The organism is Aeromonas sp. MR19, from assembly GCF_963899305.1.
Lineage (GTDB): Bacteria > Pseudomonadota > Gammaproteobacteria > Enterobacterales > Aeromonadaceae > Aeromonas > Aeromonas bestiarum.
In genome coordinates this window covers 183,381-209,190 of record NZ_CAWQWZ010000051.1, presented here as the reverse complement: position 1 = coordinate 209,190, position 25,810 = coordinate 183,381, and the positions used below count along the sequence as shown (strand labels likewise).

The following is a 25,810-nucleotide window of genomic DNA, read 5'->3' as shown; positions in this document are numbered from 1 at the left end:
CGAACCGGCGGGCTTTTTGTTTTTTTGGGCCTGAGTCTGGTCAGCATGGCACCGACCAGGAACCCGGCCTCAGATCTGGCAGTCCCGCTGGGAGGGCACGGGGCGCGGCAACCGGGAGTGGCGGCTGATCCCCTCCGCCAGCCAGACCAGCAGCAGGATGGCCAGGATCAGGGTGGACGCCTGATCGTAACGGAACAGGCTGAGCGACACATAGAGCTGCTGCCCCAGCCCGCCTGCACCCACCACCCCGAGTATGGTGGCGGCCCTCAGGTTCATCTCGCCGCGATAGAGGCTGTAGGCCAGCCACTGGCGTGACACCAGTGGAAACAGACCGTACCAGAAACTGGCAACGGGGCCTGAGCCGCTCAACTGCAGGGCGAGGCGAGGGCTCTGATCCGCGTTCTCCAGCGTCTCCACGAACAGCCTGGCCAGCACGCCCGTGGTGTGCAGGGTGAGCGCCAGTATGCCCGCCACCGGCCCCAGCCCGACCGCGATCACCAGCAGGCTGGCGAAAATGAGCTCGGGCACGGATCGCAGCAGGTTGAACAACAGCCGCAGCGGCCAGCAGTGGCGCGCGAGGCAGGCCAGCGGCAGCGCCAGCAGGGCGCTCAACAGGGTACTCAGCAGCGCCATCTGCACCGTATCGAGCAGGCCGGTGCCGACCGTCAGCAGGAAGGGGGGTGACCAGTCCGGTTGCAGAAACTCGCCGATGAACTGACCCAGTCCGCCGAGGGAGAAGCTCAGCATGCGCCAGTCGAGCTGGTGGAACGCCATGGCGCTGGCCAACCCCAGGCAGGCCAGCAGTTGCAGGCCGGGGGAGCGGGTGTGGCGCAGCCAGGCGCTGAGGCCATCCGCCAGGGCCACCAGCAGGATGAAGGCCAGCAGCAGGGTCACCACCTCGCCGCCGGCAAACATGCGTAACGAGAGTTCGAGCTGCTGGCCGAGCCCGCCGGCACCGACGAAGCCCATGATGACGGAGGCGCGCAGGGCACACTCCCAGCGATAGACGGTGTAGGAGAGCAGCTCCTGACGCACCGCAGGCAGCACGCCGTAGCAGAGCGCCTGCAGACGGCCGCTGCCGCCGAGCAGCAGGGCGCGGGCCGGTTGCAGGGCGCCGCTCTCCATGATCTCGTTGTAGACCTTGGCCAGCATGCCGCCGTAGCTGACGGCGATGGCCAGGATGGCGGCCAGCGGTCCGAGCCCGGACAGGCGCACGAACAGCAGCGCCCAGATGAGCTCGGGCAGACTGCGCAGCAGGATGGCGATGAGTCGGCTGAAGGCGCGTAAGGCACCGCGCAGCGGGCTGGGGATGGGGCCCAGCTCGGCCAGCGACAGGGCGCGGGAGCCGAGCAGGGCGAACGGAATGCCGAGCAGCAGGGCGCCAGCCAGCCCCAGGGTCGCCACGGCCAGACTCTCCAGGGTGGCGGTCAGGGTCAGGGCGAGAAAGTCCTGATCCACCCGGGGTGGCCAGCTGGTGGCGAGAAAATTGCCCATCTGCCGCCAGCTCTGGCCATCGAGCAGGCCGAGCCAGCCGTCGGCCTGCTGCCACAGGCTGTAGCCGACCAGGGCCAGCAGCCAGGGCAGGGGATGGCGCCAGCGGCTCATCAGCCGATGCACGGCAGGGCCTCCATGTCACCGGCGTAGAGGGCGGCCAGCATGGCCGGGGTGACGGCGGCGGCGGGGCAGTCGAACTGCAGTCGGCCCTCGCGCAGGCCTATGATGCGGGGGAAGCGATCGAGTGCCAGGTCGACCGCGTGCAGGCTGGCGATCAGGGTGCTGCCACGGGCGCGGGCTTGTGCCAGCAGGGCATCCAGGCTGCTTTGAGCGAGCACGGGATCGAGGGCGGAGACGGGTTCATCGGCCAGCATCAGATCCGGCTGCTGATAGAGCACCCGGGCTATGCCGACCCGCTGCAACTGGCCGCCGGAGAGTTCGCCACAGCGCTGCTGCCACTTGTCGGCGAGGCCGAGGCGGGCCAGTTCGGCCCGTGCACCTTGCGGATCGCAGGGACGCAGCAGCGAGAGCAGGGCGCGAGCGAGGGACCACTGGCCGAGCCTGCCGGCCAGCACGGCGGTCACCACAGGCTGGGAGGCGGGCAGCGGAGGCTGTTGCCAGACCATGCCGATCCGGCTGCGCAGCCGCTGGCGGGCCCGGGTGGAGAGGGCCCAGGGATCTTCCCCCCAGAGGGAGAGTGCCAGATCCCCGCGCAGCTCTGTGCCGATCAGCCGCAGCAGGCTGGTCTTGCCCGCGCCGCTCGGTCCTATGATGGCGACACACTCCCCCGCCTCGATCCGCAGGCGAAGCGGATGCAGGATGCGACTCTCGCCGAGCCGCAGCCCTGCCCCGTCCAGTGCAACGGCGATCACTTCAGCAGACCGGCCTGGGTCGCGGCCGCTTCTATGCCCTGGTAGTTCTCGGGCTTGGTTTCGATGAAACGGCTGGCCCGTTGCAGCTTGAGGATCTCGGCCTGGGCCGGGACGGCAGGATCCAGGCTGAGGAAGGCCTGCTTGATCTTCTCCTGCAGCGCCGGGTCCAGGTCGCCGCGCACCGTCCAGTTGTAGTCAAAGTAGGTCGGCGTGGTCCAGATCACCTTGACCTTGGCGGTATCGACCTTGCCCTCTTCCACCAGCTTGTCCCACACGGAGGCGTTGAGCGTACCGGCCGGCACCTTGCCGGAGGCGACCCAGGCGACGGTGGCGTCGTGAGCGCCGGAGAAGGCGACATGGGCGAAGTCACGCTCCGGGTTGATGCCCTGCTCGGCCAGGAAGTGGCGCGGCATCAGGTGGCCAGAGGTGGAGGAGGGGGAGCCGAAGGCGAAGTCCTTGCCTCTGGTGTCGGCCAGGGTCTTGATGCCGCTGTCGGCGTTGGCGATGAACTTGGAGGTGAACTGGGCATCTTCCTGGCGCTGGACCAGCGGTACCACCTTGTCGGCCCGGCGATGGGCCTGCACATAGGTGAAGCCCCCGAGCCAGGCCATGTCGAGCTTGCCGGCGGCCAGCGCCTCGACCACGGCGGCGTAATCGTTGACCGGCACGAACACCACCTCGCGCCCTGTCTTCTCGGCCAGGTATTCGCCCAGCGGGGCAAACTTGCGCTGCAACTCGGTGGGGGCTTCGTCCGGGATGGCGGAGACCCGCAACGGCTCGGCGGCGGTAGCGCTCAGGCTGGCCAGCAGGGTGGTGAGGGCAAATATCCATTTAGAGGTCATGGGCAGTTCCTTGTGGTCTGTCGTTCGGGCAAGAGAAAGGCCCGACACGAGTCGGACCTTTTCAGTGGGGTCATGGTAGGGGGCCACTGGCGCTCTGCGCAAGATGGGCCCCGCAAAAAGGCGCGTTACACCCCGACGTGGAAGGCCTGCTTGAGGTTGCGGATGAAGTCCGCATCCCGGCACAGGGTCTTGCCCGGGCTGTCGGAGATCTTGGCGACCGGGCCGCCGTTGCACTCCATCAGCTTGAAGACGATGTTCATCGGGCTGACGCCGGGCAGATCGCAGGTGAGCTTGGTGCCTATGCCGAAGCTGGTGTTGATGCGGCCCCGGAAGTGGCGGAACAGCTGCACCGCCTTGTCGAGGTTGAGCCCATCGGAGAAGACCAGCGTCTTGTCGGTGGGGTTGATGCCGAGCTGCTGGTAGTGGCTGATGGCCTTCTCGCCCCACACCACGGGATCGCCTGAGTCGTGGCGCAGCCCCTGATAACGGCTGGCCAGCTCGAAATCGAAGTCGCGCAGGAAGGCGTCCATGGTGATGCAGTCGGTCAGGGCTATGCCGAGGTGGTTGGTGAACTCGTCCAGCCAGCTGGTGAGGGCGGCGCGCTGGCTGTGCTCCAGCGGGAAGCCGAGCTGCTGGTGGGCCTGGAACCACTCGTGGGCCTGGGTGCCCACAGCCGACAACTGGTACTTCTGGGCCAGCAGGTAGTTGCTGGTGCCGCGAAACGCCGGCAGGCGCTCCTTGAGACGGCCCACCACGGCATCCTGCACCGTGTGGGAGAAGCGGCGGCGGGTGCCAAAATCGATGAGGTTGAACTCGCTCATCTCGTCGCTGCTCAGCTCATGCTCCAGCCTGTCGATCTTCTGATCGAGCCGATCCAGCGCCTGGCTGACGCCAAACTGGGGGTAGCGGAAGCGGTTGCGCATCTCGCTGATGATGGCTAGCACAGGGATTTCCCACAGGATCACATCCTGCCAGGGCCCTTCGACCCGCACATTGATGCGGCCATCCTGCTCGAACACCTTCAGCAGGGAGGCATCGAGCGGCTTGCGGCGCAGGTGATCCAGGTAGTCGGCGGTGAAGAAGGGGCGCTCGGCCAGAAAATTGAGCTCGGGTCTGGTCAGCCGCAGGGAACCGGCGAGGCGCAGCTGCTCCTCGATCTGGCCCATCATGGGCAGCAGATCCTCTTCGTTGCGGCTGTGGAACTCGGCCACCACCTCGGCATCCGGATAGCGATGGAACACCGCCTGCTGCATGTGCAGCTTGTAGGCGTCGGTGTCGAGCAGGCTGGTGAGGATCGGTGGCATATCAGGCTCCCCGCAGGCTGGGGAGCGCGATGACGTTCCCCTGCCGCATAGGTAAGGTGCAGGCGCCGGTGTCGGCTTGGCGGGTGAGGATAGGCGGCATATCAGGCGTCCAGCAGGCGTTGTACATCGATCAGGGTCTGGGCCAGTTCGGCACCCGCCTCGATCATCTGGGTGCAGGCGCAGGCAACCGTCTCGGGAGCTATGCCACGGCAGGCATCGAGATGGACGATCACCCGGAAACCGGCGTGGCGCAGTTGGAGCACGCTGGTCTTGACGCAGTAGTCGGTGGCCAGACCGCCGACCAGCACGGTAGTGACGCCACGGGCATGCAGAAACTCGATGAGCCCGGTGCTGCGCCGTTCGGCCAGATCGTGGAAGCAGGTACCGTAGGGATGCAGATCCGGCTCGACCCCCTTCCAGACGAAGAAGTCGTAATCTATGGGGGCGGGCAGGCCGTCGAGCAGCTCGAAGCCCTTGGTGCCCGGCACGCAGTGCACAGGCCAGGTGAGATCGGCGTTGGGCAAGTCCAGCGGCAGCAGCATGCCGGCGGGATCGCTGACGGCCCAGGCGGCGTTGGCGGGATGCGAGTCCTTGCTGCCGACCCGCAGGCTGGCGAGGGTGGCCTGAGCGTTGAGCGCAGCCACAATATCATCCCCGCCCACGACGGGCAGTTCGTTCGGGCAGAGGGGGGTAAATCCCTTCTGCGCATCAATATCCAGGCTGGCGACGGTTCCCATTGAGTGGCTCCTGCACATACTATTCGTGTGATATTATCTACCAAACATTAATCGAAGGCGAGCAGGGCGATCGGCATGTTGAGAATGAGTCTGGATATGGTGGTGCTGCGGTTGAACGAGGAGCGGCTCGAGCTGCTGCTTGAAACCCGCGATCGCCCCCCCTTTGCCCACTGCTGGCAACTGCCGGCGCTGCGCATCGACGAGACTCGGGATCGGGACTTGGACGCGGCTCGCCACCGTTTGCTGGGGGAGTGGGGGCTGGGCCACTGCTACAGCGAGCAGGTCTGCACCCTCGGCAATCTGGAGCGGGATCCCCGCGGCTGGTCCACGACGCTGGTCTATCTCTGTCTGGTCGAACCGGATGTCGAGGCCATTCACGGCTGCTGGCATCCGCTCTCGTCCCTGCCCGGCCTCAGCCTCGCCTTCGATCACACCCAGCTGATCGCCCGAGGGCTGGAGCGGCTGCGGATCAAGAGTCGTTACAGCACCTTGCCGCTGCAACTGCTGGGGCCCGAGTTCACTCTCTCCGAGGTGCAGCGCGCCTTCGAGATCATCCTGCAAACCCCCATGAACACGGCAGCGTTTCGCAAGCGGATCCATCGCGCCGACATTCTGGTGGATACGGGTCGCAAGCGCACCGGCAAGCAGCGCCCCGCCATCCTCTACCGGATGGAGAGCCCCTGCTGCGTCATGTTCGATCAGGTGATGCATGGAGCGGAAGCATGAGCAAAACGCCGCCCCGGGTGCTGGTGAGTGCCTGCCTGCTGGGTCAGCCAGTGCGTTACGATGGCCAGAGCAAGGGGATCGTCAGCGACTGGCTGACGGCGCTGGGGGTTGAAGGGCGGACGCTGGCCTTCTGCCCCGAAGTGGCGGGCGGCCTGCCGACCCCGCGTCCCCCTGCCGAACGACAGGGCGAGCGGGTGCTGACCGCGAGCGGGCTGGATGTGACGACCGAGTTTGATCGCGGCGCCGAGCTGGCGCTGGCACTCTGTCAGGCGCAGGGCATTCGCTTCGCCCTGCTCAAGGAGGGGAGTCCTTCTTGCGGCAGCGGCCGCATCTACAATGGTCGCTTCGAAGGCGCGTCAGTGACGGGCGAGGGCAAGACCACGGCCCTGCTGCGTCGCCACGGGATCAATGTCTTCTCGGAGGATCAGTTGGCCGAGCTGGCCTCTGCACTCTCTTTGGATCCCTCTTTGGCGGCATTTGGCAGCGGTTCCTGATCCCGCTGCCAGCCGTCCAGCACCTCGTCCTTCTCCTGCCAGCGCTGGTTCAGCCAGCCCTGAAAACCCCGCTTGAACTGTTTGTCATTGAAGTAGTCACCGACCAGCGCCTCATCCACCGGCAGCTCCTCTATGCGCACCCGAATGCGCTTCATCCGCCCCATCAGGAAGTCCTTGAACGGGGTCTCTGCGTTGTCCGGATAGCTGATGGTGACGTTGATCAGGCTGTCGAACTGCTCCCCCATGGCCGCCAGGGTGAAGGCCAGCCCGGCAGCCTTGGGTGGCATCAGGTGGCGGTAGCGGGAGCGGGCCGCATCCCGCTTGGGCTCGGTGAAGCGGGTTCCCTCCACGAAGTTGATGACTGTGGTGGGGATGTGGCGAAACTTCTCGCAGGCGTTGCGGGTGGTCTCTATATCCTTGCCGCGCAGATGCGGATTTCTTAACAGAAACTCTCTCGAATAACGGCGCATAAAGGGCATGTCCAGTCCCCAGCAGGCGAGCCCCAGCAGCGGTATGTAGATCAGCTCGTGCTTCATGAAGAACTTGGGCACCGGCAGCCGATCCCGAAACAGGTGACCCAGCACTACTATGTCGGTCCAGCTCATGTGGTTGCTGACGATGAGATACCAGCCATCCTTGCGCAGTCGGGTGTCATCCTCAATCTGCCAGTCAATGCGGGTGGTGAGGCGGATCACCAGGGCGTTGCAGGCCAACCAGAGGCGCATGAAACGGTTGTTGAGCCGGCTGCAGACGCGGCCAAAGGCCGGAATGGGCAGCAGCAGCTTGGCCAGCGACACCAGCAGGATCAGGCTGGCGCACAGGGCGGTGAACAAAATGGTCAGGCTGGTACTGATGAGCAGCACCAGGGGGCCGGGGAGCAGGGTTGGCATGGGCGTCGTTTACTGCGTCTTGTCCGCCAGCAGCTGGTTCAGGGTCTGGTCCTTCTCACGCCAGATCCCGTTCAGCCACTGTTGAAACTCTTGTTGGAACTCGGGGTCATTGAAGTAATCCCCCACCAGATTGCGTTCGATCGGCAGAAAGCGGACCCGAACCTTGATCTCCTTGACCCGACCGCACATGAAGTCCCAGTAACTGGGGATACCGCCCGGATAGGCGATGGTCACATCCACCAGCTTGTGCAGCTGATCGCCCATGGCCGCCAGGGTGAAGGCGATGCCGCCAGCCCTCGGGTGCAGCAGGTGGCGATAGGGCGCGGCCTGTTTGTCGTGCTTGCGGGCGGTGAAGCGGGTGCCCTCCACGAAGTTCATCACGCTTACCGGAATGTGGCGAAACTTGGCACAGGCCTGGCGCGTTGTTTCTATGTCTTTTCCCTTCAGATGTGGCCTTTTTTCCAGAAATTTACGGGAATAGCGCCGCATGAAGGGGAAGTCCAGCGCCCACCATGCCAGACCGAGAAAAGGTACCCAAATCAGTTCTTTCTTGAGGAAAAACTTCAGGAAGGGGATTTTCTGATTAAAAATCCGCTGCAGCACCAGTATGTCGACCCAGGATTGATGGTTGGCAATGACCATATACCACTCATTCCGGTTCCCTTTGTCCACTCCGACCACCTCGAAAGGCGTCCTGATGATGGTTTTCTGGATCAGATTGTTGAAACCTATCCAGCAACTGGCACAGCCGTCCAGCAGGGCATTGCAGAGGGTGCGCCAGCCCTTGAGTGGCAGCAGCAGCTTGATCAGACCAAGCAGCAGTATGGGGACAAACCAGAACAGGGTGTTGAGGAAATAGAGCAGGGTCGAGAGGCTGCCGCGCAGCCGCTCTATCAGCTTGTTGTGCATGAGTCGGGTCCGTCTTCTTGTCTGTGGGTGGCAACCAAGTGGTCAGATCTGTGGCCATAATATCAGCCGATGGCTCGCTAGACCATGCACAGGGCCATCGGCAGCCCGGGACTCATGCTTTCTGCATGGCGCCAGTCAGCCGCTGCGCAGTCGCGACAGCAGCCGGTCCATGGCGCGATAACCGAGGGCCTCGATCAGGTGCTCCTTCTCGATGGCGGGCCGTCCCGCCAGATCCGCTATGGTGCGCGATACCCGCAGTATGCGGTGCCAGGCCCGGATGCTGAGCCCAAGCCTCTGGATGGCATTCTCCAAAAACTCGGCATCTTGCGGTGATAATCGGCAAATGTCCTCTATCTCGCGACTATCCAGCAGATTGTTGAGCTTGCCATTGCGGCTCAGCATCCGCTCTCGCGCTGCCAGTACCCGATCGCGGATCTGCTGGCTCGACTCCCCCCGTTCCGCCTTGCCGGTGAGGCTGCCCTTGGGCAGCAGCGGCACCTCCACCGTCAGATCGAAGCGATCGAGAAAGGGGCCCGAGAGCTTGCCGAGATAGCGCAGTATCTGATCCGGGCTGGAGCGGGTCTGGCCGTCGCCATAATGGCCGCAGGGGCTGGGGTTCATGGCCCCCACCAGCTGGAAGCGGGCGGGGAAATCCACCTGACGGGCGGCCCGGCTGATGGTGATGTGGCCCGTCTCCAGCGGCTCGCGCAGGGAGTCGAGCACCTTGCGCTCGAACTCCGGCAGCTCGTCGAGAAACAGCACGCCGTTGTGGGCCAGTGTAATATCCTTCAATAAATGCGAAAATCTACCTAGTTTCCAATGGAAAATGAAAATGGCTAAACAACAACACCTTACGCCAGTCCGAGACATCGGGATTTCATCACGCAGTGTGACTGGTGTTGTACCTCAGTTGGGAAAGTATGAGTCCACCTTAGAGCGTGACCTCATGGAGATCCTTCGTTTCGATACGAGAGTCCACACTTTCACGCCTCAGCCACTTACCATTGAATACTTAGATGCAGAAAACAACGTGCGGCGGTACACACCTGATGGACTGATACAGTTCCAATCGGCCCAAGACTTTCACATCTTGCCGATTCTCTACGAAGTTAAGCATCGAGCTGATTTCAGAAAAGATTGGAAATCCCTGTTGCCGAAGTTCCGAGCGGCAAAAGCATATTGCCGTAGCCGGTTATGGCGCTTTGAAGTTTTTACTGAGCGCGAGATACGAACTCCCTACCTCACAAACGTGAAGTTTCTATGGCCATATCGCGAAAGAGTCCCATCACTTCAGATGAAGACTCTCGTGTTGCAGACCCTTCTTGATCTTGATGAGTCCGATCCAAATGTCCTGCTGTGTGCACTTTGTAATGATAAGACCAACAGAGGGCACATGATCCCTGTGATTTGGCACCTGGTCTCAACTGGAGCCATTGGATGTAATCTGAATACCCCTTTAACGATGCACTCCCTTATATGGGTAGAAGAGGATTTTTAAGATGAAGACCATTCGTCCTGGCCAGCTTGTTTATTGGCGGAATTCTCCAGCAATTGTCATTGAGCTGAAGGGGTTGTCAGATGCAATCATTCGAACTGTGGATGATGCAAAAACTGAAATCGCTCAGGTCTCTTCATTGACACTTTCACCGGTCTCTAGCGAAGCTTCAACCGCACACCATCTGTTGTCAGAAGACAAGGAGTGGGACAAAGCAGTGGAACGATATGAGTTGATCAGGCCTCTTCTTGATCAGCCCAATCGTGAGATGCAAGATGTCGAACTTGTTGCTGCATCGGCTAATAAAAGTGCTGCGACGGTGTATCGTTGGATAAAGCGCTTTGAAGAAACAGGATTAGTATCATCCTTATTAAGAACGCCGAGATCAGACAAAGGCGAGTCAAGGCTAAGTGATGAAGTCTCCGAGATAATAAATCAAAAAATTCAAAGCTGTTATTTGAAAAAAGAGCGTCGTTCAATATTGCAGTTGTATCGTGAAATTAAACATGAATGTATCTCTGTGGACATCGAACCACCGCATAAAAATACTGTGTATGCACGAGTAAGAAATATAGAGCAACGAGAGCTTCTCAGAAAAAGATATAGCCAAAAACTCGCTAGAGAAAAACTTGAACCACTCAGAGGAAGTTTTCCTGGGGCTGATTACCCTAATGCTGTTGTACAGATAGATCATACTAAGGTCGATGTCATCGTCGTTGATGAAGAACATCGTTTGCCAATAGGACGTCCCTACCTGACATTGGCGATAGATGTCACAACTAAAATGGTTACTGGCTTTGTTATGACGCTAGATCCTCCGAGTGCGCTCTCTGCTGGATTATGTATTGCTCATGCAGTAATGCGTAAAGAGCATTGGCTTGCAAAGAGAGATATCCCTGTTGAGTGGCCGATATATGGGAAAATGCAAAAAATACATTTGGATAATGCAAAAGAATTCCATGGGAACATGCTGAAAAGAGCGTGTGAACAGCATGGGATAATTTGCGAGTTCAGACCTAGAGGTCTCCCTAATTATGGCCCTCATGTCGAGAGAGCGTTTCGCACTTTTATGGGAGAGTGTCATGGTTTGCAGGGAACGACTTTCTCTAATGTTAAAAAGAAATTGGATTATGATTCCGAAGGAAAAGCATGCATGACTCTTGCAGAGCTAGACCTTTGGTTTACACTTTTTATTGTATATTGTTACCATCATCGGGAACATAAAGGTATTAACAATATACCCCCTATAAAACTGTATCATAAGTATGTGCATGGTACTGCGACTCAACCCGGTGTTGGGCTTCCTGCTGCTATTGAAGATGAGAATACTTTCAGACTCGACTTCACTCCTTATGTTGAGCGAACAATTCAACGTCATGGCGTCGTGATTGACAATATAAATTACTATGCACCTGTTTTACGCCGTTGGATAGGTAATACTGAGTTTGGTCACTCCAAGAATTCACGTAAATTCATTTTTGCGAGAGATCCGAGGGACATCAGCGTTATTTATTTTCTTGAGCCAGATAGTGGGACTTATTGTCCTATCCCATATTTTAATAGCACTAGGCCTGCTATCAGCCTTTGGGAGTTGAGGGCAGTTCAAAAACAATTTAAAGAAGATCCAAGAAATCAGGTCAATGAAGACATGATTTTCCTTGGAATTAAAAAGATGCGAGAAGTCGAAGATGCTGCAATAGAGAAAACTCGGCTAGCGAGTAATCAGCGCTCCGCAGAAAAAAGAAAGCGTCGTATGGCTGAACGTAGAAATGGATGGGTTGAAATACACGCTATAAGCACGGAGCATGTCGCTCAGCTACATCACTCGTTACCGATTGATGACGATGATATTCAACCATTTTTTGATATCCAAGTGGGGTAACTATTATGCAAGAAAACTACTCACATCTACACCCCAATACAATAGATTGTATCGAACTGGATGCAAACGCTCGAATTAATTGGTTAAAGAATCCACGTTGGATTGGTTATCCAAAAGCTCATGATGTTTTGAGTAAATTAGAAGATCTAGTTCACCACCCTCAAGAGCCTCGAATGCCTAATATGCTACTGATCGGTAGTAGTAATAATGGTAAAACAAAGTTGATACAGCACTTTGCTCGACGGCATCTCGCAAGAGAAAACAAAGGTGGGGAGCACATCATTGCACCTGTGATGTACGTCCAAGCACCTCCAACCCCCAGTGAGTCAGGCTTCTATGCAGAAATACTGAATGCTCTCTTTGAGAAAGTGCCAACGTCATCATCAGAAGCCAAAAGAGTCAGAGTTGTACAAGTCCTAAAAGGCATTCAGTTGAAGGTGCTTATTATTGATGAGCTTCATAATATTCTTGCTGGCACCTCTGTAAAGCAGCAACAGTTTTTGAATATGATCAAGTACCTTAGTAATGAGCTTCAAATTTCAATTGTTGGCTGTGGGACTGGAGATTTACTTCGTGCTGTGAGTATAGACCCTCAGATACAGAATCGATTTATACCTGAGGTGTTGCCAAAGTGGAGTATGAACAAAGAGTTTCGTCAGTTACTTATGTCTTTTGAGCAAGTTCTGCCTCTACGAAAAAAGTCTGGTCTTTATGAGCCAGTCTTAGCTAGTAAAATACTTGCAATGTGTGAGGGGACTATTGGCGAACTTTCTGTTTTATTAAATATGGCAACTGTATATGCTATAAAACAAAATCATGAGCAGATAACATTGGATGTCTTGAATGCCTGTGGTTATATTTCACCAAGTGATCGTACAATGATGGCAGCAAGAGTTTAATGAGGATGTAATGATCATACCATTGCATCCTCAGCCTATAACAGGTGAAATCCTATCCTCATGGATGGTTAGGCTGGCGTTTGCAAATAGATATCCATTACATACCTTTTACAACAAGGTACTTGGTTATCATGGTACGATTTGGAATCAGGATGTTGATAGGCATCCTGATGATTCCCTTATACACCTCTTATCAGAATATACGGGGCAGCCAATAACAGAATTGAGGTCCATGACCTTGGAGTCTTATACGGGATCGCTCTTCGAACATATCCCACATGTGGGGAACTCGCCGTGGTTAACACCACTAGGGTTATTTCATCGAACTAGAAAGCGGCCAGGAATGCAGTTTTGCCCTGAGTGTTTGAAGGGAAGTAGGATACCATCCTATCGACGGTGTTGGCGATTATCAATATATACAATATGCGACCTACATCATTGTGTGTTAGTGGATAGCTGCCCATTGTGTCATGAACCAATTGCATATCATCGCCATGGGATAGGACGGCATAAGGTTGTTCCTGAAGTTGAGTCACTTTTTTATTGCCACCTCTGCGGATTTGATCTTCGAAATACAAAACAAGCCTCTTTAAACTGGTTTGATAATAATTCTTTACAGGAGTTACTGCTTACTACTCGGTACTTTGAACAGGGCTATTGGAGCTGTGGCGAGCTAACGCCTCCGTGTAGTATATTATTCTTTCAGGGTATCAAAACCTTATTGACAGCAATACGTGGACGTTATGGCAGTAGGTTAAGAGAGATACTATATGATACATGTGGGGTTGAGGTAGTCGCTGCGGATGGTTCTGTTCATACCGAGTGGGAAGAGCTAAGCACTACAGATAGATCCAATTTGTTATTGGTAACTTTCTGGGTGTTAGGGAACTGGCCAGATAGATTTATTCAGCTGTGTAAAGATGCTAAATTTACTCGTTCGCGATTGGCTGAACGAGTGAATGAGTTACCTTACTGGCTTGCTCGTGTTGCAGAGGGTAGCTTAGATAATAGGATTTACATTCCTAATGATGATGAAGTTATTTCTGCTGGCTACTATCTTCAAACTCGTAATATTAAAGTATCTGCCACTAGCCTGAGAAATATTCTGGGCTTATGCCCATCGACAGCCTTAAAAGTATGGTCTTTACGGAAAGACGCATAGGACTATTACCTATAGCGATCTATACTAAGTTGTCTGGGTAACATGTATGCGCAGGAGTTAATTATGGCGAATACTGCATATCATCCCGCTACATTGCGACCTTCCGTGAAAGGCATGTTTGAGTCGTTAGGGCTGTCTCGCAACTTGGTTGAGGCTCATATGTGTATCATTTCAGGGATGTCTCCTGAAGTAGTGACTCGGCTTGCTGGCCTGCTAGGTTTAACTCCCCGAACTACCTGCCAGCTTGTTGGCATTCGTCCTGGCACTTTGGCCTATCGGATCAGGTCTACAGCTCACCTATCTCTTGAGCAGGGAGCCAGAGTCTACTGGGTGGTGCAAGTATTAGATGCAGCCATTCAGCTGTTCGACGGTGATGTTGATGGGGCCTTGACTTGGATGGAACAGCCAGCCAGAGGGCTTCGAGGTGAGAGACCTATCGATTTACTAACTACAGCCATGGGGGCTGAGGCTGTGACCTCCTTAGTAAATCAGATCCAACATGGAGTGGTCATTTGAGGTAGCAGTTAAACTGATGCATACGAAGCAATCTTCATGACTGTTCATTGTGATGTGGCGCTAGCCCATACTCAAAAGAATGGACAAGGTATATCTGTATAAATCCGCCGGTGTCCTCGGTCCATGTGCTCAATGAAACGGTTCTACCCTCCCTCATATAATTAATATCAAGGGAGGGTTAGTGAGTAAATATTATGCCACCTTTTTATGAAACCTTATATGGTCAGTTTATTTAGGCCATGTAGATTTACGGAGGAAGCGATTTCGAACCGTATCATCATTCATTCTCAACAAATGAAATTTCTTGCTGACAAATTCATATTGCGAACTAATTTCTGTTGTATTTGCTTTAAAATTGGTGACGCGATATTCTTTACGATGATTAGATATTGATTCGACTAGAACATCACCAGTCTTTGTAGTAAATAATGGGATGTTTGCCTTGTGTAATGTTTTTCTAACTTCATCATTGACATGGCCGTATTTGTTGTCATAGTCAGCAGAGCAGATCGAAATGGTAGGGCGGACAGTCTCAAAGAATTTTTTTGAGTTAATGTCATTGTTAGCACCATGGTGGGCGAGGATAAGAATGTCGACCTCACTCTTAAATTTACGGCTTCCTCTTAACATTGAGCCAATATTTGGGTGCTCAATGTCACCTAAGCTAGCCACATTGAACATCCCACCTCTATATAGCTTTACAATTGAATTATCATTGGAATTAGCATAATCCTCTCTTGGGTGGTAAATAATATCTTTATACCCAATTGCAGTAGAGCCTTTCAAACTGTTCACATAAGGAGGATCAATGCGTTGAGCAGTCATCCTCCTAGATGCTTTTATTCTTTTTGCTTTGTATTCATTAATTGCACCTAGACAGTTTCTGTAATTTTCTGAATCATGAACGTATCCAGGGTATTCAATTTTACTAGGATGAAGCGTTTCCAATATTTCTTGCAATTCCTTGAAGCTACAGTGGTCCATATCCCAGCTAGTAATATGGAGGGTGTCAATTCTTGTTTTCCCACATTCCTTAAGCTCATCGGCCAATGAGCTACGACTATTTTCTGTGAGCCTTCCTTCTATGAGTGTAAAATGGTCATCAGCAAAATATGAAAATGATGACCCCGCATTGCCAAGTTGGTAAGCACGAAATCGAGTTCGGATACTTTGTAATTCTATCTTTTCTGTATTCATTATTTGTACTCTTTTTCAAGCACGTCAGTGCTAGCTTTTGTTGTTTGAGACATCATTTCTATATTCCACTTAGCAGTCTCATAGCCATGCCGCTCAAGTAAGTTAAAGGTGGACAAGCTCAGTTGCCCTAGAGTGGTGCTGTATGTAGCTGCTCGTGTTACATCTTGACTAGATAGCCAGTCTTGCAGTAATAGTTTCTTAGCAATGATTTCTCGCCCTTTCTCGAATCGTGCAATGGACGACTGCGCATCAGTTCCGATACCGACATATGCCCCAGCAGTTGGCTTTTTTTGTAAGAAATTTATGAATGATCGAACCCTTAAAGCACGACTCTGATCCAATGCTATGTCAGCAATTCGCTTAAACCGGAAGGGATTCAGTGGATGTGGAATTGCTTGGCGTGCAAGGGGAGCACCGCCATCAGATACCAGTAGATAGGTTACATCTTCACTAAGAGATTTATCACTCTTCAGCGACTGCTGTCCTACATCAAACATCGGTTCAATACCAAGGTTGTCGTATAGGCCACCATCATAAAGATGGATTTTATTAAAAGGAGGGTGATAGGGCTCTGCTGTCTTGCAATTCCAGTATTTTCTCTTTGTCCAATTAAACTCTTGAGCATTTAGGGATAATGGCCCAATACCGCCAGGGAATGCAGCTGAAATTGCCATCGCTCTGGAGAGCGAAATATCATCTACACTGGCATATCCAAGTTCGTAGTCTCCCATTGTTCCGTTCTTGAAACGATAGCGGCGGCCTGTTTCACCTGTCGTACAATTTATAGACCAAGCAGGCGTTGAGCCTAAAGCATTAAGTTGCGAGTTGACTCCCCATAGACTGTGTATCGCTTGTGCGAGAACATTTGCACGGGAAAGAATGAAGCGCCAATTCAATGGGTTAAAAAGTAATCTATACAAAGCTGATCTTTGTAAAGATTTGGTTGTAAGTGTCTGCCGAACATGTGGGAATACTTCTCGCAGATACATTTCTGACCCTGGCCAACAACACGAACTATGCTGGAATACTATTCCAATAAATAGGCTGCCACCTGATACAGAAGATATATGGACAACTTGCTCGAGAAGTTTCTGTTCAGCTAGATACCGCAAAACACCAGCATGAAATGCTGCGGCTCGCACACCACCTCCCGAAAGCGCCAGTCCGATCGCCTTTGTATTCCTGACACTAACATCATTATTCATGTAATGCTTTTCCCTTAGCGAATTTCAAACACCTCTCTCCGATACGAGTTATCAGTGCTTCTTGTGTTATTGTGAAATATCTTAAAGTTCCTAGGAGCTCGCTCGCTGTGGGTATTAGAGGGTCGTGTTTCATCTATCCTCATAAGCTAGCCAGCGGCTTGCGGAAAACGACTTGTGCGATTGACATTCCCACGACCCTGCCGAGCACGCACTCTGCTCTATTGCACTTCATCACAAGTCGTCAGGGGTCTATCTCATACTCAGCAACAATGTCACGATGGGAAGAGTACGCATTGAACGACAGGCTGGCCTTGCGCTTGGCATTCTTGGCCCTTATCAAGTAGTGGTTGTGCAAAGCTGCCACCGACAAAGCCGACGACTGCAAGAATTACTACCACTACTCCGACTCTCTCCCTAGGGCCTTCATTGCGCTGAACCCAAGCAACAAAGCGATATAGCTGTCGAACTACGAGATACAGGGCAGGCATCAGAATAGCCGCAGCAAAAGACAGAATACCGATTGCAAAGTGTGACATGACATTTCTCCAAATGACCGACAGTTAAAATGTATCGAACCCGGCTTGAGTAAGTTCAAATGAAGTGCGATCGCCATTGGCTACAATCCATCTCTGCGCCATGGCGTAAACCATACCTGTGTTGAAGTCATTGTGTTGGAACCTACGGGCAGGCCAAAGGATATTAAAATTATTGATTCGAAGGGTGCTACCAGGGCCTAAGTCAAAATGATCAATGAAGATGGACACTATTTCGCGGGCGGACTGTTCGGGGGTTGGCTCCGTTGCCATGGAAGACTCCTTAGTTGAGAGGTGCAACTGTGATCCGGTAGCCGCTGGTATGAACTTGATAACAGAGCTGTTTGTATAACTTCGCCCCACTGCCATACCCACACGGAACAAATCACCTTTACATCATGATGATATTGCTAGCCTATCTCTAGTGTCTAGGTGTATTCGATCGAGTTCTTCTTTTGGCTCTATTTTTGCCACTGAATACAATCACGGTTAACGAAGTGGCAGTGGCAAGCTCAATCAAGTATTGCCTTCGCCACCAAGACAGGAGCGTGATGGAAGCGCCTCGTATCGCATCGAGTAGCTCGCCAAGAGGTAGGATGGTGGTTAGCTCAGGGGGTGTCTCTGTCGAATGCCGAGGCCCGGCAGTCTATCGAGAGAGCGAAGGGCAGTAAGTATCAGCTTCTCTTACTCTGTATGGTAAATGTCATAGGTCATCCAGCGAGACGCTGACCAGATCGAGTGAAGCCATGCGTTCATCGACTATTTGGTTAAGCGCGGCATCTTCAGCCAACTCTACATAGTAGGCAAAGAGGTCGGGTGGTACGCAGTAGAAGGCTAGTTTGTTGCATTTGAGAATGGCAACGGAAGAACCATTCCCCTCCTTGAGGGTGCGTACTGGATTGCGTTTCAGCTTAGTGATGCTGGCCGTAAGAGGCTGGTCGTTCATCGTCAAGGGTTACTCCTTTTAGCATACGGCTAATTGTAGCTTGGACCCGATGCATGTCGATGACGCGATGGTCAACAGAATGATGGGATACCGTCGACTGAAGCCGAGGTACAGTCAAACGATATGTTCGGATTGAGTAGACTATGACAGTCTACCCTCATGAAGCTGTTGTGTTCCCATGGCTGGGGGCGTTAGGGCAGGATCGACATCGGCGGAAAAGACCTGAGCCTGAACGTCGCCATTGAGTTTAGGGATAAGTGCCTGTATGTGAAACCATGTCAAATACGATAATAGACAGACCGAAAAATACCGGAAAAACAAGGAGTAACTATCATGTTAAATCCTGTGGTGGTTCAGCTTAGAGAAGCACTGGCCTTAGTACCCTATCTCGCCCAGATCAATAATCAGGACGATTATGAGCGAGCTCTTGAGCTAATGGACAAGTTGGTCGATGACTATGAAACCAATAAGCAATTGGTTGAGTTGCTTGCAATCAGCATCGAGCGCTGGGAAGTCGGGGCCAACGAGTTCACCAACTTCAACAAGTCTGTGGCAGATGTAGAGCCGGGCATCGCAGTGCTGAAGACCTTGATGAGCCAGTACCAACTGGGGGCGTCAGACCTGCCTGAGCTTGGATCCAAATCCAATGTTTGCAAGCTGCTCAATGCCGCCGAGGGTAAAAAACTGACCCGCAAACATATCGAGGCGCTAAGTAAGCGCTTTGGAGTATCACCGGCACTTTTCTTTTGACTGCCAGTAGAGTTAATCGGGCTATTGTCAAATCTGGTGTATGGCGGAGGTTAGGTAGCATTCCTGTCTGACTCATCCAGCACCTGTACCCCGTCCTTGAATTTCACGCCTTTCACTGTTTGATTCATACGAACCTCTCCTTCTTGTGCCTTCTTATCTTCCATCTGCTTACATCTCACTCGCACTACCGGTATCAAGGTCGTTCTGATTGTTCTTTAAACAATGTCAGATTATGTTATTATATTCTGACATTGAACGAGAACCCTGGCTGACCTGTGATGAAAACTCTTCCCCAAACAATTCTGGATCACAGTCGGCAACTGCCCGAAGGCGGCATACTGACTCCGAAGGAATTCCTGTATCTCGGGAGTCGGGCAGCAGTGGATCAGGCTTTTTCTCGCATGGCAAAAGCTGGGCTGCTCATACGCGTGGCGCGTGGATTGTATGTGACACCGGTTGCAACCAAGTCTGGGATGCGAGCACCTGCCATAGAGAAAACTGTCGACTCCTTGGCCCAGAAGACTCAGGAAATGATCACTGATAGTGGGGCACGGGCAGCGCGGATACTTGGGCTGACGACACTGGAGCCGGTGAAAGAGGTGTACCTTACCAGCGGCCGAGGACGCATACTCACGTTAAGCGGGGAAGAGGTTGAAATACGGCATGTACCAAAGTGGATGATGTTGCTTGGTGCGACACGCTCAGGGGCTGTTATTCGGGCACTCGCTTGGCTAGGTGAGGCTAATGTAAGCAAAGCGGTGGAAAAACTGCGTGGGGTTCTTTCCCTGAGCAACTGGCAAGATCTGCGTTCCGTTTGGCATATCCTCCCGTCTTGGATAGTCCAAGCGATCAGCTGTGAGGCTGTCTGAAAAGTTAGGCAACTATGCAGATTTGGGATTGTCTGTTTCAAGGTGCTGCCAAAGTGAGCTAGGCTACGCCCCGAAGCAAGATACCCCTTGTGAAGCGAGAATTAGGCTTCAGATATATGTACTTAGATTAAGTGCAAAGTGTGTTCTTAATTATGAAAACCCAAATGCGAGGCCGGTTATTGCAAGCTGTTTAGGAAAGAACGCTTTGCGAAGTGACTCGATATCCTATAGCAAACAATGACTTACATGGTGGGCAAAGAAAATGGCGAATGGTAAAATTCTCCGGCAGTTATTCCGAGCAGGTACGATGGGCGATGCTGATGCATTTCGTCGTGCGTCGCAGGCGGTAATCGAAGAAGAGCGCCAAAAGCAACACCATCTCCTCGCGAATGACTTAGAGCAGATCCTCTACGGTGGCGATGTAAATTCGCGAGCGGCCAGCAATACTCCACGTATCCATTACGACATTCCGACGGATAAAGAACGCGGCCTGCCATTGTTGGATATTTGGACACCCAAACGAGCCCTCGACGAAGTGATCCTTCCCCCTAGTAGTGCGGTTTCCTTGGAGGAGATCTTGGAGGAAAACCGGAGAGTTGATGTCCTACGTAGTTACGGAATGAAACCTGCAACTAAGGTCATCTTCTTCGGCCCTCCGGGTTGCGGGAAGACATTGGCTGCTGAGGTTGTTGCGTTCGAACTTGATCGGCCTCTGGCCATCGTGCGGTTGGACGCCTTAGTTTCCTCGTTTCTCGGTGAGACTGCCGCGAACCTTCGAAAGGTTTTTGACTTCATTTCCCAGCATTCGCTGGTTGCGCTGTTCGATGAATTCGATGCAATCGGTAAAGAGCGTGGTGATGGTAGCGACCATGGAGAGCTACGCCGAGTCGTGAATGCGGTTCTTCAGATGATGGATTCGTATGAGGGAAACAGCCTGATTCTTGCTGCTACAAATCATGAAAAAATCCTAGATTCTGCCATTTGGAGGCGATTCGATGAGGCTATCGAGTTCCCGCTTCCTGATGTTAAACAGCTGGTCGATATTCTAACTTTGAAATTACGTGGTATTCGACGCCAGTTTGAGATTGACGATAAAGAGATAATAGAAGAATTTAAGGGAAAGAGCGGCGCGGATATTGAACGAGTCATCCGGCGCGCAGCGAAGCGAATGATCCTGAGAGGACAAGAGTTCCTAACTATCAAGGAGCTGAAAAGCGCACTTTTACGTGAAAACCTCAGGAAGTTCTAATAATCAGACTTCAAGGAAGACGCAGTGGCCACCTACAAACATCTGAGCATTGCCAGGGAAATCTTGGACAACCAACGCCGGACAAAAAGTCCTCCCAAGTTTGTAACCCGCACAGATTTACGTGGCCACGGCCAGAAGCTCAATGCTTATTTCGCGACAGCAGTCGGTCAAGCCCGTAAGCAAATTGGTTCTACTGTTGATGCTCCTTTCGTCCTCAAGCTCAAATACGAGGGGGCACTCACTTTCGACAAACTTACAGTACACGGGTTGGAGTTCATCAGCCAAGAGAATAAGCAGCTCTGCGTAGTGTTTGCTACGGAAGCTGGCTTGGCGCAGTTTGCTGACCATCTTCAAAAACTTGGCCTTCTCGGTTCTCACTTAACTTACAAACAGATCTTACAGGCAATCGAGGGCATTGAAGCATGGTCTGCTGAAGATCGGATGAGCTGGGCAGTTACCCATATCGGCTTGCCTCAGGAAAAGGAATTTAAGCTCGATGTGGAGCTATGGCCTGTTGAGGTTGCAAACCATCCAAACCGAATAAAGTTAATCACGGCCTTCGAACGTTGGCTCGATGGTGCTGGTATAAAGCGGCTCGATAAGATCAACCTAGACAGTCTGCTCATGTATCGAGTGACGGTTAACCCAGACCAAGCACAGCTTCTACTGAATCACCGTGATGTTCGTATCGTTGATCTCATTCCAGCCACAGGTATCAGTGTTCAACAACTGAGCAGAGATATCAACACACTACCCCTGAATGTACCTGCTCCTGCGCTTGGAGCGTCGCGCATCTGTATTTTGGATAGTGGTATTAACTCAAACCACCCGCTTATACGGCCTGCAATGGCAGAAAGCGCATCCTTTGTGGATGATGAAGGGGAGGCTGATCAGGCTGGTCATGGGACAGCAGTGGCCGGGGTTGCGCTGTACGGTGATGTCGAAGCATGCAATCAAAGCAATTTCTGGCAACCTCAGTTCTGGATCTACAACGGCAAAGTGATGAAGAAGTGCCCTCAGACAGGTAATGCGGTTTACAACGAGCACACCCTTGATGCTTCACTGACCCGAGCAGTAGAGCACTTCGTTGAACTTGGCTGCCGGATCTTCAACCTCTCATTGGGGAACAGCAACGCGCCTTACGATGGGATGCATGTGCGTGGCCTCGCCTACATTCTGGATGTCTTATCCAGAAGGCATAACATTCTGTTCGTGGTATCGACTGGGAATTTCTGTGGGTCCGAAAGCCCTGCGATTCCTGCCAATAGTTGGCGGGATGAATACCCAGAGTACCTGCTGGCAGAACAGAGTTCGATCATTGACCCTGCCCCTGCAATGACTGCGCTGACTGTAGGGAGTATTGCTCGACATAATGCCACGATCGACGCCCAGCGGTTCCCGGAAATTAGTCAGCTCTCGCCCGCATCCGAAAACCAGCCATCACCTTTCACACGGCATGGCCCCTCGGTTAAAGGAGCGTTCAAGCCCGATCTCGTCGCGATAGGTGGCAACTTGGCATGTCCGATGAGGGTTCAAGATGGACAGTGGCGACAGGTTGATAAAGGGCTAGGTGTGCTTACTTTCAACCATGAGTTCGTAGGCAATACGATATTCAAGGAAGTCAGTGGGACTAGCTTAGCGGCTCCTTATATCACGAATCTGGCTGGACGCCTGCTCAATGAGTATCCTGAATCGTCTGCTAACCTGCTTAGGGCCATGCTGGTGAACCGTGCTGAGCTGCCCGGTGAGGTGGTTACGACATTCTCGAAGAAGATCCAGGACGACTATAAGAAAAACAAAAAGACGTACAACCGCGAAGTGGCGAGAGATGTAGCTGGCTACGGTGTAGTGAATGAGGGAGATCTATTCCGTTCATCCGATCACTCTGTTGTATTGATCTCGGAACAGACAATCGAAAAGGACTCGTGCCAGTTCTTCGAGTTACCTCTGCCCGCTGACTTCTTGCGGAAGTCCAAGGGGACACGTGAACTCACCGTTACCCTCGCATATTCGCCGGCAGTGCGTACAACGAGGGCTGAATATTTAGCCACCCAGATTAGCTACCGCTTGGTGAAAGGGGCGTCCTTGGATGAAGTTCAACGGCACTTTAATCAAGCTAACAAAGCTGACACTGAAACCAAAAATGATGATGCTCAGTCAAACCGCAATATTTCTGCTCAGCAACGAAGCCGTGGCACGGTCCAATCCTCGCGCTGGACGTTCAAAAAGCGCAACCCTGATGAAAAATGGTTCGTAGTGGTAATTCGGCAGGACCGAGAGTGGAATCATCCTGACGTTCTGGACGCGGAACCATACGCGCTCGTAGTGACTGTTGCTGACCGCGAGAATGAGAATGCGCAGCTCTACATACAGATCCAGGCTCTGATTGCACAGCAAACAGTGGTTCGGCAGCAGGCTGCACGCTTGCAGACTCGTAACTAACACTGTGTGCCTTTAGCTCTATCTCGGCTTGCATAAACAGAAACCGCCACTACTGGCGGTTTTTTGCTTGTAGGTAGAATAAGAACTTACTTTCATTCAAGACAGAATCACTTCTAGAAGAAGAGCGATAGTTAGCAGTCTCGTAAGCCTAGAGGTGGAGATAACAGTGCCTGTCACAGCCGCTCGAGTAGACCTTAGTTTCTATCCTAGAATTCAGCAACCGAGTGTCTTGCAAATCTGGGGCGATTCATTGCTGGGTAATGATAACGATGTCATTACTTTCTTTTTATTTGTCGGCATAAATAACCATGCATGTCAACGCCCTAACTAAGCAAGGAATACGTGATGAAAATTGATCTGTAGCATTATTAGCATTAAATGTAATGTAATAATTATCGGCGCTATACGCCATAATAATTAAATCTATCAATTTTCTAAAACATAAAGGGAATTAATTATGAAAGAACTTAATACACTTGAAGTTGATATGGTGGCTGGGGGATGGCAAGCTCAGGGATCATCAGGCAATGATGCAAGAAACTCCCCAGCACAAGGGAGTGGTAATCATGGCCGTGGAAACAGTGGCGGTGGTAACGGTGGCAATAGTAATAAGGGCACTGGCCCTTGGATATCCGGAGATAGTTGCTTGTCCACGGTCATTCGTGATACCGGATTGGGATTAATGGGGGGGGCTGCTGGCTCTGCTGGTAATCCAGGGGCCACGCTTGCTGCCGGGGTTTTGGGCGCAATGGCCGGATATAGCGAATGCAATAATCATGGAGTTAGTTCCTCATCGGGAAGCAGTGGTAGAAATAATAGGAACAATGGCAACCATTAATCTATCTTAGTAATAAGAGCAAGGATTGCTTTCCCATCGATTAGGAAATAAAATGCTAAATAGGTTAAATTTACGGTATTGTATTAGGTTGCTTGTAAAACCGTCCATTGTGATGGTATTTCTATATATTTGTAGTATACCTGATGATTTATACTTCAACCCACCGATATGGTTTTATATCTCAATGTTCATCTTAGTTCTGATTTCAAATATACATGATGATTTTAAGAAATAATATGAATCATTAAAGCTGACAGGTGCGATAATACACTTTATCGCACCTTTTCCTTCTTAAGTAAATTTAAAAATAGCCATGTAAATATGTTTAGAGAAGAAGCTGTTATCGCTTACAAGAATAAGCTTGAGGGTAGGCCGATAATACTTATGCCACTTTCTATTAAAGTAGCATCATATGCATCATTATTTATAGTGCTAATTACTTTGTTTCTCCTTATATGCTGTGATTATACTAGACGAATCCAGGTTAATGGCATTGCCATCCCTAAAGGTGATGTGATCAGAATACATAGTATAAGTGATGGTACTATAGATGATATCCGTGTTAATGAAGGGCAACATGTCAAAAAAGGGGATGTAATCCTAACTTTAATAAATGAAAAAAAATATGGAGATATAAACGTCAGAAAAGAAGCTATAAAATTAATGGAAAGTAAGTATACGTATACTCAAAGACAGGTCATGCTTCATGACAAAAAATATATGGAAAACTATAGTAAATTATCCAAAGAGGTATCTTATTTACGTTCAGAGATAAGTATCACAGATGAAGCATCTCGTCTTTATAAGTTACAGTTCGATATAGCATCAGAAAATTTAAAAAAACACGAACGTTTATTTAAAATGAAGGTTATTTCACATAACCAATATGAGTCTCTTCGTTCCACATGGATTGATGCACAGATAAAGCTAAATGATATACACCTTCAAAAGGCGAAGCTATTATCAGCATTGACTGAAGCTGAAGGAGATCTTTCCTCATTTCCAATTGAAATGGAAAATGAAAGGCTTTCTCTAGAAAAAGATAGTGCACAGCTAAAAATGAATATTATTGACGCGAACTCAGAACGTTCATTTCAGGTTTTATCACCTATCGATGGAATACTGGGATCTCTAAATTCATTCGAAGGAAAGAATATAAGCCGCACACAATTGCTTGCAGTTGTAATACCTGATAGCTCTGTAATGGAGGGGGCTCTTTATATACCAAGTAAAGCAATTGGATTTATAACAAAAGGGAACAAAGTTAAAGTAAGAATGGATGCATTTCCATATCAAAAGTTTGGACATATAGATGCCGTTGTAAATTCTGTGCCAACCACCGCTCTATTACCTAATGAAATACCTGAAGCCTTTAATAACAAAGAAATGCTATACAGCGTCAAAATAAAATTTCACAACGATTATATCACTGCATATGGGGAGAAAAAACCAATCAGGTCGTCTATGACTTTTACTGCTGATGTAATGTTAGATAAACGAAAATTGTTTGAGTGGATACTTGAGCCACTTTATACAATAACAGGGAAACTATAATATAT

General features: G+C 51.6%; 24 protein-coding genes and 1 pseudogene. 13 read left to right on the top strand and 12 right to left on the bottom strand.

Translation table 11 applies throughout. The features are described from left to right. Window positions 1–69 precede the first annotated feature (69 nt). The 5 genes from phnE to AACQ95_RS19320 all read right to left on the bottom strand — a co-directional run bounded on the left by phnE (window position 70) and on the right by AACQ95_RS19320 (window position 5,249). Window positions 70–1,605: a phosphonate ABC transporter, permease protein PhnE gene (phnE, locus tag AACQ95_RS19340; RefSeq protein ID WP_241279484.1), complete on the bottom strand. Its 1,536-nt coding sequence runs from the start codon at window positions 1,603–1,605 to the stop codon at window positions 70–72. Beyond that, on the bottom strand, window positions 1,605–2,366 hold the full coding sequence (locus AACQ95_RS19335; protein ID WP_241279446.1) for a phosphonate ABC transporter ATP-binding protein: 762 nt from the start codon (window positions 2,364–2,366) through the stop codon (window positions 1,605–1,607). Before AACQ95_RS19335 ends, phnE begins: the two co-directional genes overlap by 1 nt. After that, a complete protein-coding gene (locus AACQ95_RS19330; RefSeq protein WP_241279444.1) occupies window positions 2,363–3,208 on the bottom strand; it encodes a putative selenate ABC transporter substrate-binding protein in 846 nt (281 codons plus the stop codon). The genes AACQ95_RS19335 and AACQ95_RS19330 overlap by 4 nt, the downstream gene beginning before the upstream one ends. 125 nt (window positions 3,209–3,333) lie before the next feature. Continuing rightward, window positions 3,334–4,512, bottom strand: coding sequence for a nicotinate phosphoribosyltransferase (gene pncB / locus AACQ95_RS19325; RefSeq protein ID WP_241279442.1), 1,179 nt, complete (start codon window positions 4,510–4,512; stop codon window positions 3,334–3,336). Between the two features lie 101 nt (window positions 4,513–4,613). Next, a complete protein-coding gene (locus tag AACQ95_RS19320; RefSeq protein ID WP_241279440.1) occupies window positions 4,614–5,249 on the bottom strand; it encodes a nicotinamidase in 636 nt (211 codons plus the stop codon). 75 nt (window positions 5,250–5,324) lie between these two features. Here AACQ95_RS19320 and AACQ95_RS19315 point away from each other — a divergent pair, with 75 nt between their 5' ends. Further along, on the top strand, window positions 5,325–5,975 hold the full coding sequence (locus AACQ95_RS19315) for an NUDIX hydrolase (RefSeq protein ID WP_241279438.1): 651 nt from the start codon (window positions 5,325–5,327) through the stop codon (window positions 5,973–5,975). Next, window positions 5,972–6,469: a DUF523 domain-containing protein gene (locus tag AACQ95_RS19310; protein WP_241279436.1), complete on the top strand. Its 498-nt coding sequence runs from the start codon at window positions 5,972–5,974 to the stop codon at window positions 6,467–6,469. The genes AACQ95_RS19315 and AACQ95_RS19310 overlap by 4 nt, the downstream gene beginning before the upstream one ends. On the opposite strand, the gene AACQ95_RS19305 is transcribed toward AACQ95_RS19310, so the two are convergent. The 3 genes and pseudogenes from AACQ95_RS19305 to AACQ95_RS19295 form a co-directional block, all read right to left on the bottom strand. Next, the gene (locus tag AACQ95_RS19305; protein ID WP_241279434.1) at window positions 6,400–7,359 is read right to left on the bottom strand and encodes an acyltransferase; all 960 of its coding nucleotides are present in this window, start codon (window positions 7,357–7,359) and stop codon (window positions 6,400–6,402) included. The genes AACQ95_RS19310 and AACQ95_RS19305 overlap by 70 nt on opposite strands. A 9-nt stretch (window positions 7,360–7,368) precedes the next feature. Continuing rightward, window positions 7,369–8,268: an acyltransferase gene (locus AACQ95_RS19300; protein WP_098981446.1), complete on the bottom strand. Its 900-nt coding sequence runs from the start codon at window positions 8,266–8,268 to the stop codon at window positions 7,369–7,371. A 135-nt stretch (window positions 8,269–8,403) separates the two neighbouring features. Then, window positions 8,404–9,054: pseudogene (locus tag AACQ95_RS19295) on the bottom strand (ATP-binding protein); the annotation flags it as partial. A gap of 46 nt (window positions 9,055–9,100) precedes the next feature. On the opposite strand from AACQ95_RS19295, the gene AACQ95_RS19290 reads away from it, so the two are divergent. Genes AACQ95_RS19290 through AACQ95_RS22635 form a run of 5 tightly spaced genes read left to right on the top strand, consistent with a single transcriptional unit; the run spans window position 9,101 to window position 14,222 of the window. Further along, the gene (locus AACQ95_RS19290) at window positions 9,101–9,766 is read left to right on the top strand and encodes a heteromeric transposase endonuclease subunit TnsA (RefSeq protein ID WP_241279433.1); all 666 of its coding nucleotides are present in this window, start codon (window positions 9,101–9,103) and stop codon (window positions 9,764–9,766) included. A gap of 1 nt (window position 9,767) precedes the next feature. Then, entirely contained in the window at window positions 9,768–11,645 is a 1,878-nt protein-coding gene (locus tag AACQ95_RS19285; RefSeq protein WP_241279431.1) for a Mu transposase C-terminal domain-containing protein, read from the top strand. Window positions 11,646–11,650: 5 nt separating this feature from the next. After that, window positions 11,651–12,544 carry a TniB family NTP-binding protein gene (locus tag AACQ95_RS19280; RefSeq protein ID WP_241279430.1) on the top strand — a complete coding sequence of 298 codons (894 nt, stop codon included), beginning with the start codon at window positions 11,651–11,653 and terminating at the stop codon, window positions 12,542–12,544. Window positions 12,545–12,554: 10 nt separating this feature from the next. Next, complete coding sequence (locus AACQ95_RS22640) at window positions 12,555–13,706, top strand: TniQ family protein (RefSeq protein ID WP_445290543.1); 1,152 nt, start codon at window positions 12,555–12,557, stop codon at window positions 13,704–13,706. 42 nt (window positions 13,707–13,748) lie between these two features. Continuing rightward, window positions 13,749–14,222, top strand: a complete 474-nt coding sequence (locus AACQ95_RS22635; RefSeq protein WP_445290542.1) for an antitoxin Xre/MbcA/ParS toxin-binding domain-containing protein — start codon at window positions 13,749–13,751, stop codon at window positions 14,220–14,222. Between the two features lie 228 nt (window positions 14,223–14,450). Here the strand turns inward: AACQ95_RS22635 and AACQ95_RS19275 are convergent, their stop codons facing one another. The 4 genes from AACQ95_RS19275 to AACQ95_RS19260 all read right to left on the bottom strand — a co-directional run bounded on the left by AACQ95_RS19275 (window position 14,451) and on the right by AACQ95_RS19260 (window position 18,103). Continuing rightward, window positions 14,451–15,419 carry a ComEC/Rec2 family competence protein gene (locus AACQ95_RS19275; RefSeq protein WP_241279428.1) on the bottom strand — a complete coding sequence of 323 codons (969 nt, stop codon included), beginning with the start codon at window positions 15,417–15,419 and terminating at the stop codon, window positions 14,451–14,453. After that, window positions 15,419–16,624: a patatin-like phospholipase family protein gene (locus AACQ95_RS19270; RefSeq protein ID WP_241279426.1), complete on the bottom strand. Its 1,206-nt coding sequence runs from the start codon at window positions 16,622–16,624 to the stop codon at window positions 15,419–15,421. The genes AACQ95_RS19275 and AACQ95_RS19270 overlap by 1 nt, the downstream gene beginning before the upstream one ends. Window positions 16,625–17,184: 560 nt before the next feature. Then, on the bottom strand, window positions 17,185–17,430 hold the full coding sequence (locus tag AACQ95_RS19265) for a hypothetical protein (protein ID WP_241279424.1): 246 nt from the start codon (window positions 17,428–17,430) through the stop codon (window positions 17,185–17,187). Window positions 17,431–17,860: 430 nt separating this feature from the next. Next, on the bottom strand, window positions 17,861–18,103 hold the full coding sequence (locus AACQ95_RS19260) for a plasmid stabilization protein (RefSeq protein WP_241279482.1): 243 nt from the start codon (window positions 18,101–18,103) through the stop codon (window positions 17,861–17,863). A 333-nt stretch (window positions 18,104–18,436) separates the two neighbouring features. Here AACQ95_RS19260 and AACQ95_RS19255 point away from each other — a divergent pair, with 333 nt between their 5' ends. The 6 genes from AACQ95_RS19255 (at window position 18,437) to AACQ95_RS19235 (ending at window position 25,805) form a co-directional block, all read left to right on the top strand. Further along, window positions 18,437–18,853 carry a helix-turn-helix domain-containing protein gene (locus AACQ95_RS19255; protein WP_241279422.1) on the top strand — a complete coding sequence of 139 codons (417 nt, stop codon included), beginning with the start codon at window positions 18,437–18,439 and terminating at the stop codon, window positions 18,851–18,853. Between the two features lie 278 nt (window positions 18,854–19,131). Beyond that, window positions 19,132–19,722 (top strand): DUF6088 family protein, encoded by a 591-nt coding sequence (locus AACQ95_RS22630; protein ID WP_445290541.1) that lies wholly within the window; start codon window positions 19,132–19,134, stop codon window positions 19,720–19,722. Between the two features lie 262 nt (window positions 19,723–19,984). Further along, the gene (locus AACQ95_RS19250) at window positions 19,985–20,971 is read left to right on the top strand and encodes an AAA family ATPase (RefSeq protein WP_241279420.1); all 987 of its coding nucleotides are present in this window, start codon (window positions 19,985–19,987) and stop codon (window positions 20,969–20,971) included. Between the two features lie 24 nt (window positions 20,972–20,995). Beyond that, complete coding sequence (locus AACQ95_RS19245; protein WP_241279418.1) at window positions 20,996–23,413, top strand: S8 family peptidase; 2,418 nt, start codon at window positions 20,996–20,998, stop codon at window positions 23,411–23,413. A 457-nt stretch (window positions 23,414–23,870) separates the two neighbouring features. Then, window positions 23,871–24,251 (top strand): hypothetical protein, encoded by a 381-nt coding sequence (locus tag AACQ95_RS19240; protein ID WP_241279416.1) that lies wholly within the window; start codon window positions 23,871–23,873, stop codon window positions 24,249–24,251. Between the two features lie 321 nt (window positions 24,252–24,572). Next, window positions 24,573–25,805, top strand: coding sequence for an HlyD family secretion protein (locus AACQ95_RS19235; protein WP_241279413.1), 1,233 nt, complete (start codon window positions 24,573–24,575; stop codon window positions 25,803–25,805). Window positions 25,806–25,810: the final 5 nt, after the last annotated feature.

Excerpts from the sequence above, each read along its gene's own strand:
- phnE (WP_241279484.1), bottom strand. The coding sequence starts at position 1,605 with ATGAGCCGCTGGCGCCATCCCCTGCCCTGGCTGCTGGCCCTGGTCGGC.
- AACQ95_RS19330 (WP_241279444.1), bottom strand. The coding sequence starts at position 3,208 with ATGACCTCTAAATGGATATTTGCCCTCACCACCCTGCTGGCCAGCCTG.
- pncB (WP_241279442.1), bottom strand. The coding sequence starts at position 4,512 with ATGCCACCGATCCTCACCAGCCTGCTCGACACCGACGCCTACAAGCTG.
- AACQ95_RS19320 (WP_241279440.1), bottom strand. The coding sequence starts at position 5,249 with ATGGGAACCGTCGCCAGCCTGGATATTGATGCGCAGAAGGGATTTACC.
- AACQ95_RS19315 (WP_241279438.1), top strand. The coding sequence starts at position 5,325 with ATGTTGAGAATGAGTCTGGATATGGTGGTGCTGCGGTTGAACGAGGAG.
- AACQ95_RS19310 (WP_241279436.1), top strand. The coding sequence starts at position 5,972 with ATGAGCAAAACGCCGCCCCGGGTGCTGGTGAGTGCCTGCCTGCTGGGT.
- AACQ95_RS19305 (WP_241279434.1), bottom strand. The coding sequence starts at position 7,359 with ATGCCAACCCTGCTCCCCGGCCCCCTGGTGCTGCTCATCAGTACCAGC.
- AACQ95_RS19300 (WP_098981446.1), bottom strand. The coding sequence starts at position 8,268 with ATGCACAACAAGCTGATAGAGCGGCTGCGCGGCAGCCTCTCGACCCTG.
- AACQ95_RS19290 (WP_241279433.1), top strand. The coding sequence starts at position 9,101 with ATGGCTAAACAACAACACCTTACGCCAGTCCGAGACATCGGGATTTCA.
- AACQ95_RS19285 (WP_241279431.1), top strand. The coding sequence starts at position 9,768 with ATGAAGACCATTCGTCCTGGCCAGCTTGTTTATTGGCGGAATTCTCCA.
- AACQ95_RS19280 (WP_241279430.1), top strand. The coding sequence starts at position 11,651 with ATGCAAGAAAACTACTCACATCTACACCCCAATACAATAGATTGTATC.
- AACQ95_RS22640 (WP_445290543.1), top strand. The coding sequence starts at position 12,555 with ATGATCATACCATTGCATCCTCAGCCTATAACAGGTGAAATCCTATCC.
- AACQ95_RS22635 (WP_445290542.1), top strand. The coding sequence starts at position 13,749 with ATGTATGCGCAGGAGTTAATTATGGCGAATACTGCATATCATCCCGCT.
- AACQ95_RS19275 (WP_241279428.1), bottom strand. The coding sequence starts at position 15,419 with ATGAATACAGAAAAGATAGAATTACAAAGTATCCGAACTCGATTTCGT.
- AACQ95_RS19270 (WP_241279426.1), bottom strand. The coding sequence starts at position 16,624 with ATGAATAATGATGTTAGTGTCAGGAATACAAAGGCGATCGGACTGGCG.
- AACQ95_RS19265 (WP_241279424.1), bottom strand. The coding sequence starts at position 17,430 with ATGGCAACGGAGCCAACCCCCGAACAGTCCGCCCGCGAAATAGTGTCC.
- AACQ95_RS19260 (WP_241279482.1), bottom strand. The coding sequence starts at position 18,103 with ATGAACGACCAGCCTCTTACGGCCAGCATCACTAAGCTGAAACGCAAT.
- AACQ95_RS19255 (WP_241279422.1), top strand. The coding sequence starts at position 18,437 with ATGTTAAATCCTGTGGTGGTTCAGCTTAGAGAAGCACTGGCCTTAGTA.
- AACQ95_RS22630 (WP_445290541.1), top strand. The coding sequence starts at position 19,132 with ATGAAAACTCTTCCCCAAACAATTCTGGATCACAGTCGGCAACTGCCC.
- AACQ95_RS19250 (WP_241279420.1), top strand. The coding sequence starts at position 19,985 with ATGGCGAATGGTAAAATTCTCCGGCAGTTATTCCGAGCAGGTACGATG.
- AACQ95_RS19240 (WP_241279416.1), top strand. The coding sequence starts at position 23,871 with ATGAAAGAACTTAATACACTTGAAGTTGATATGGTGGCTGGGGGATGG.
- AACQ95_RS19235 (WP_241279413.1), top strand. The coding sequence starts at position 24,573 with ATGTTTAGAGAAGAAGCTGTTATCGCTTACAAGAATAAGCTTGAGGGT.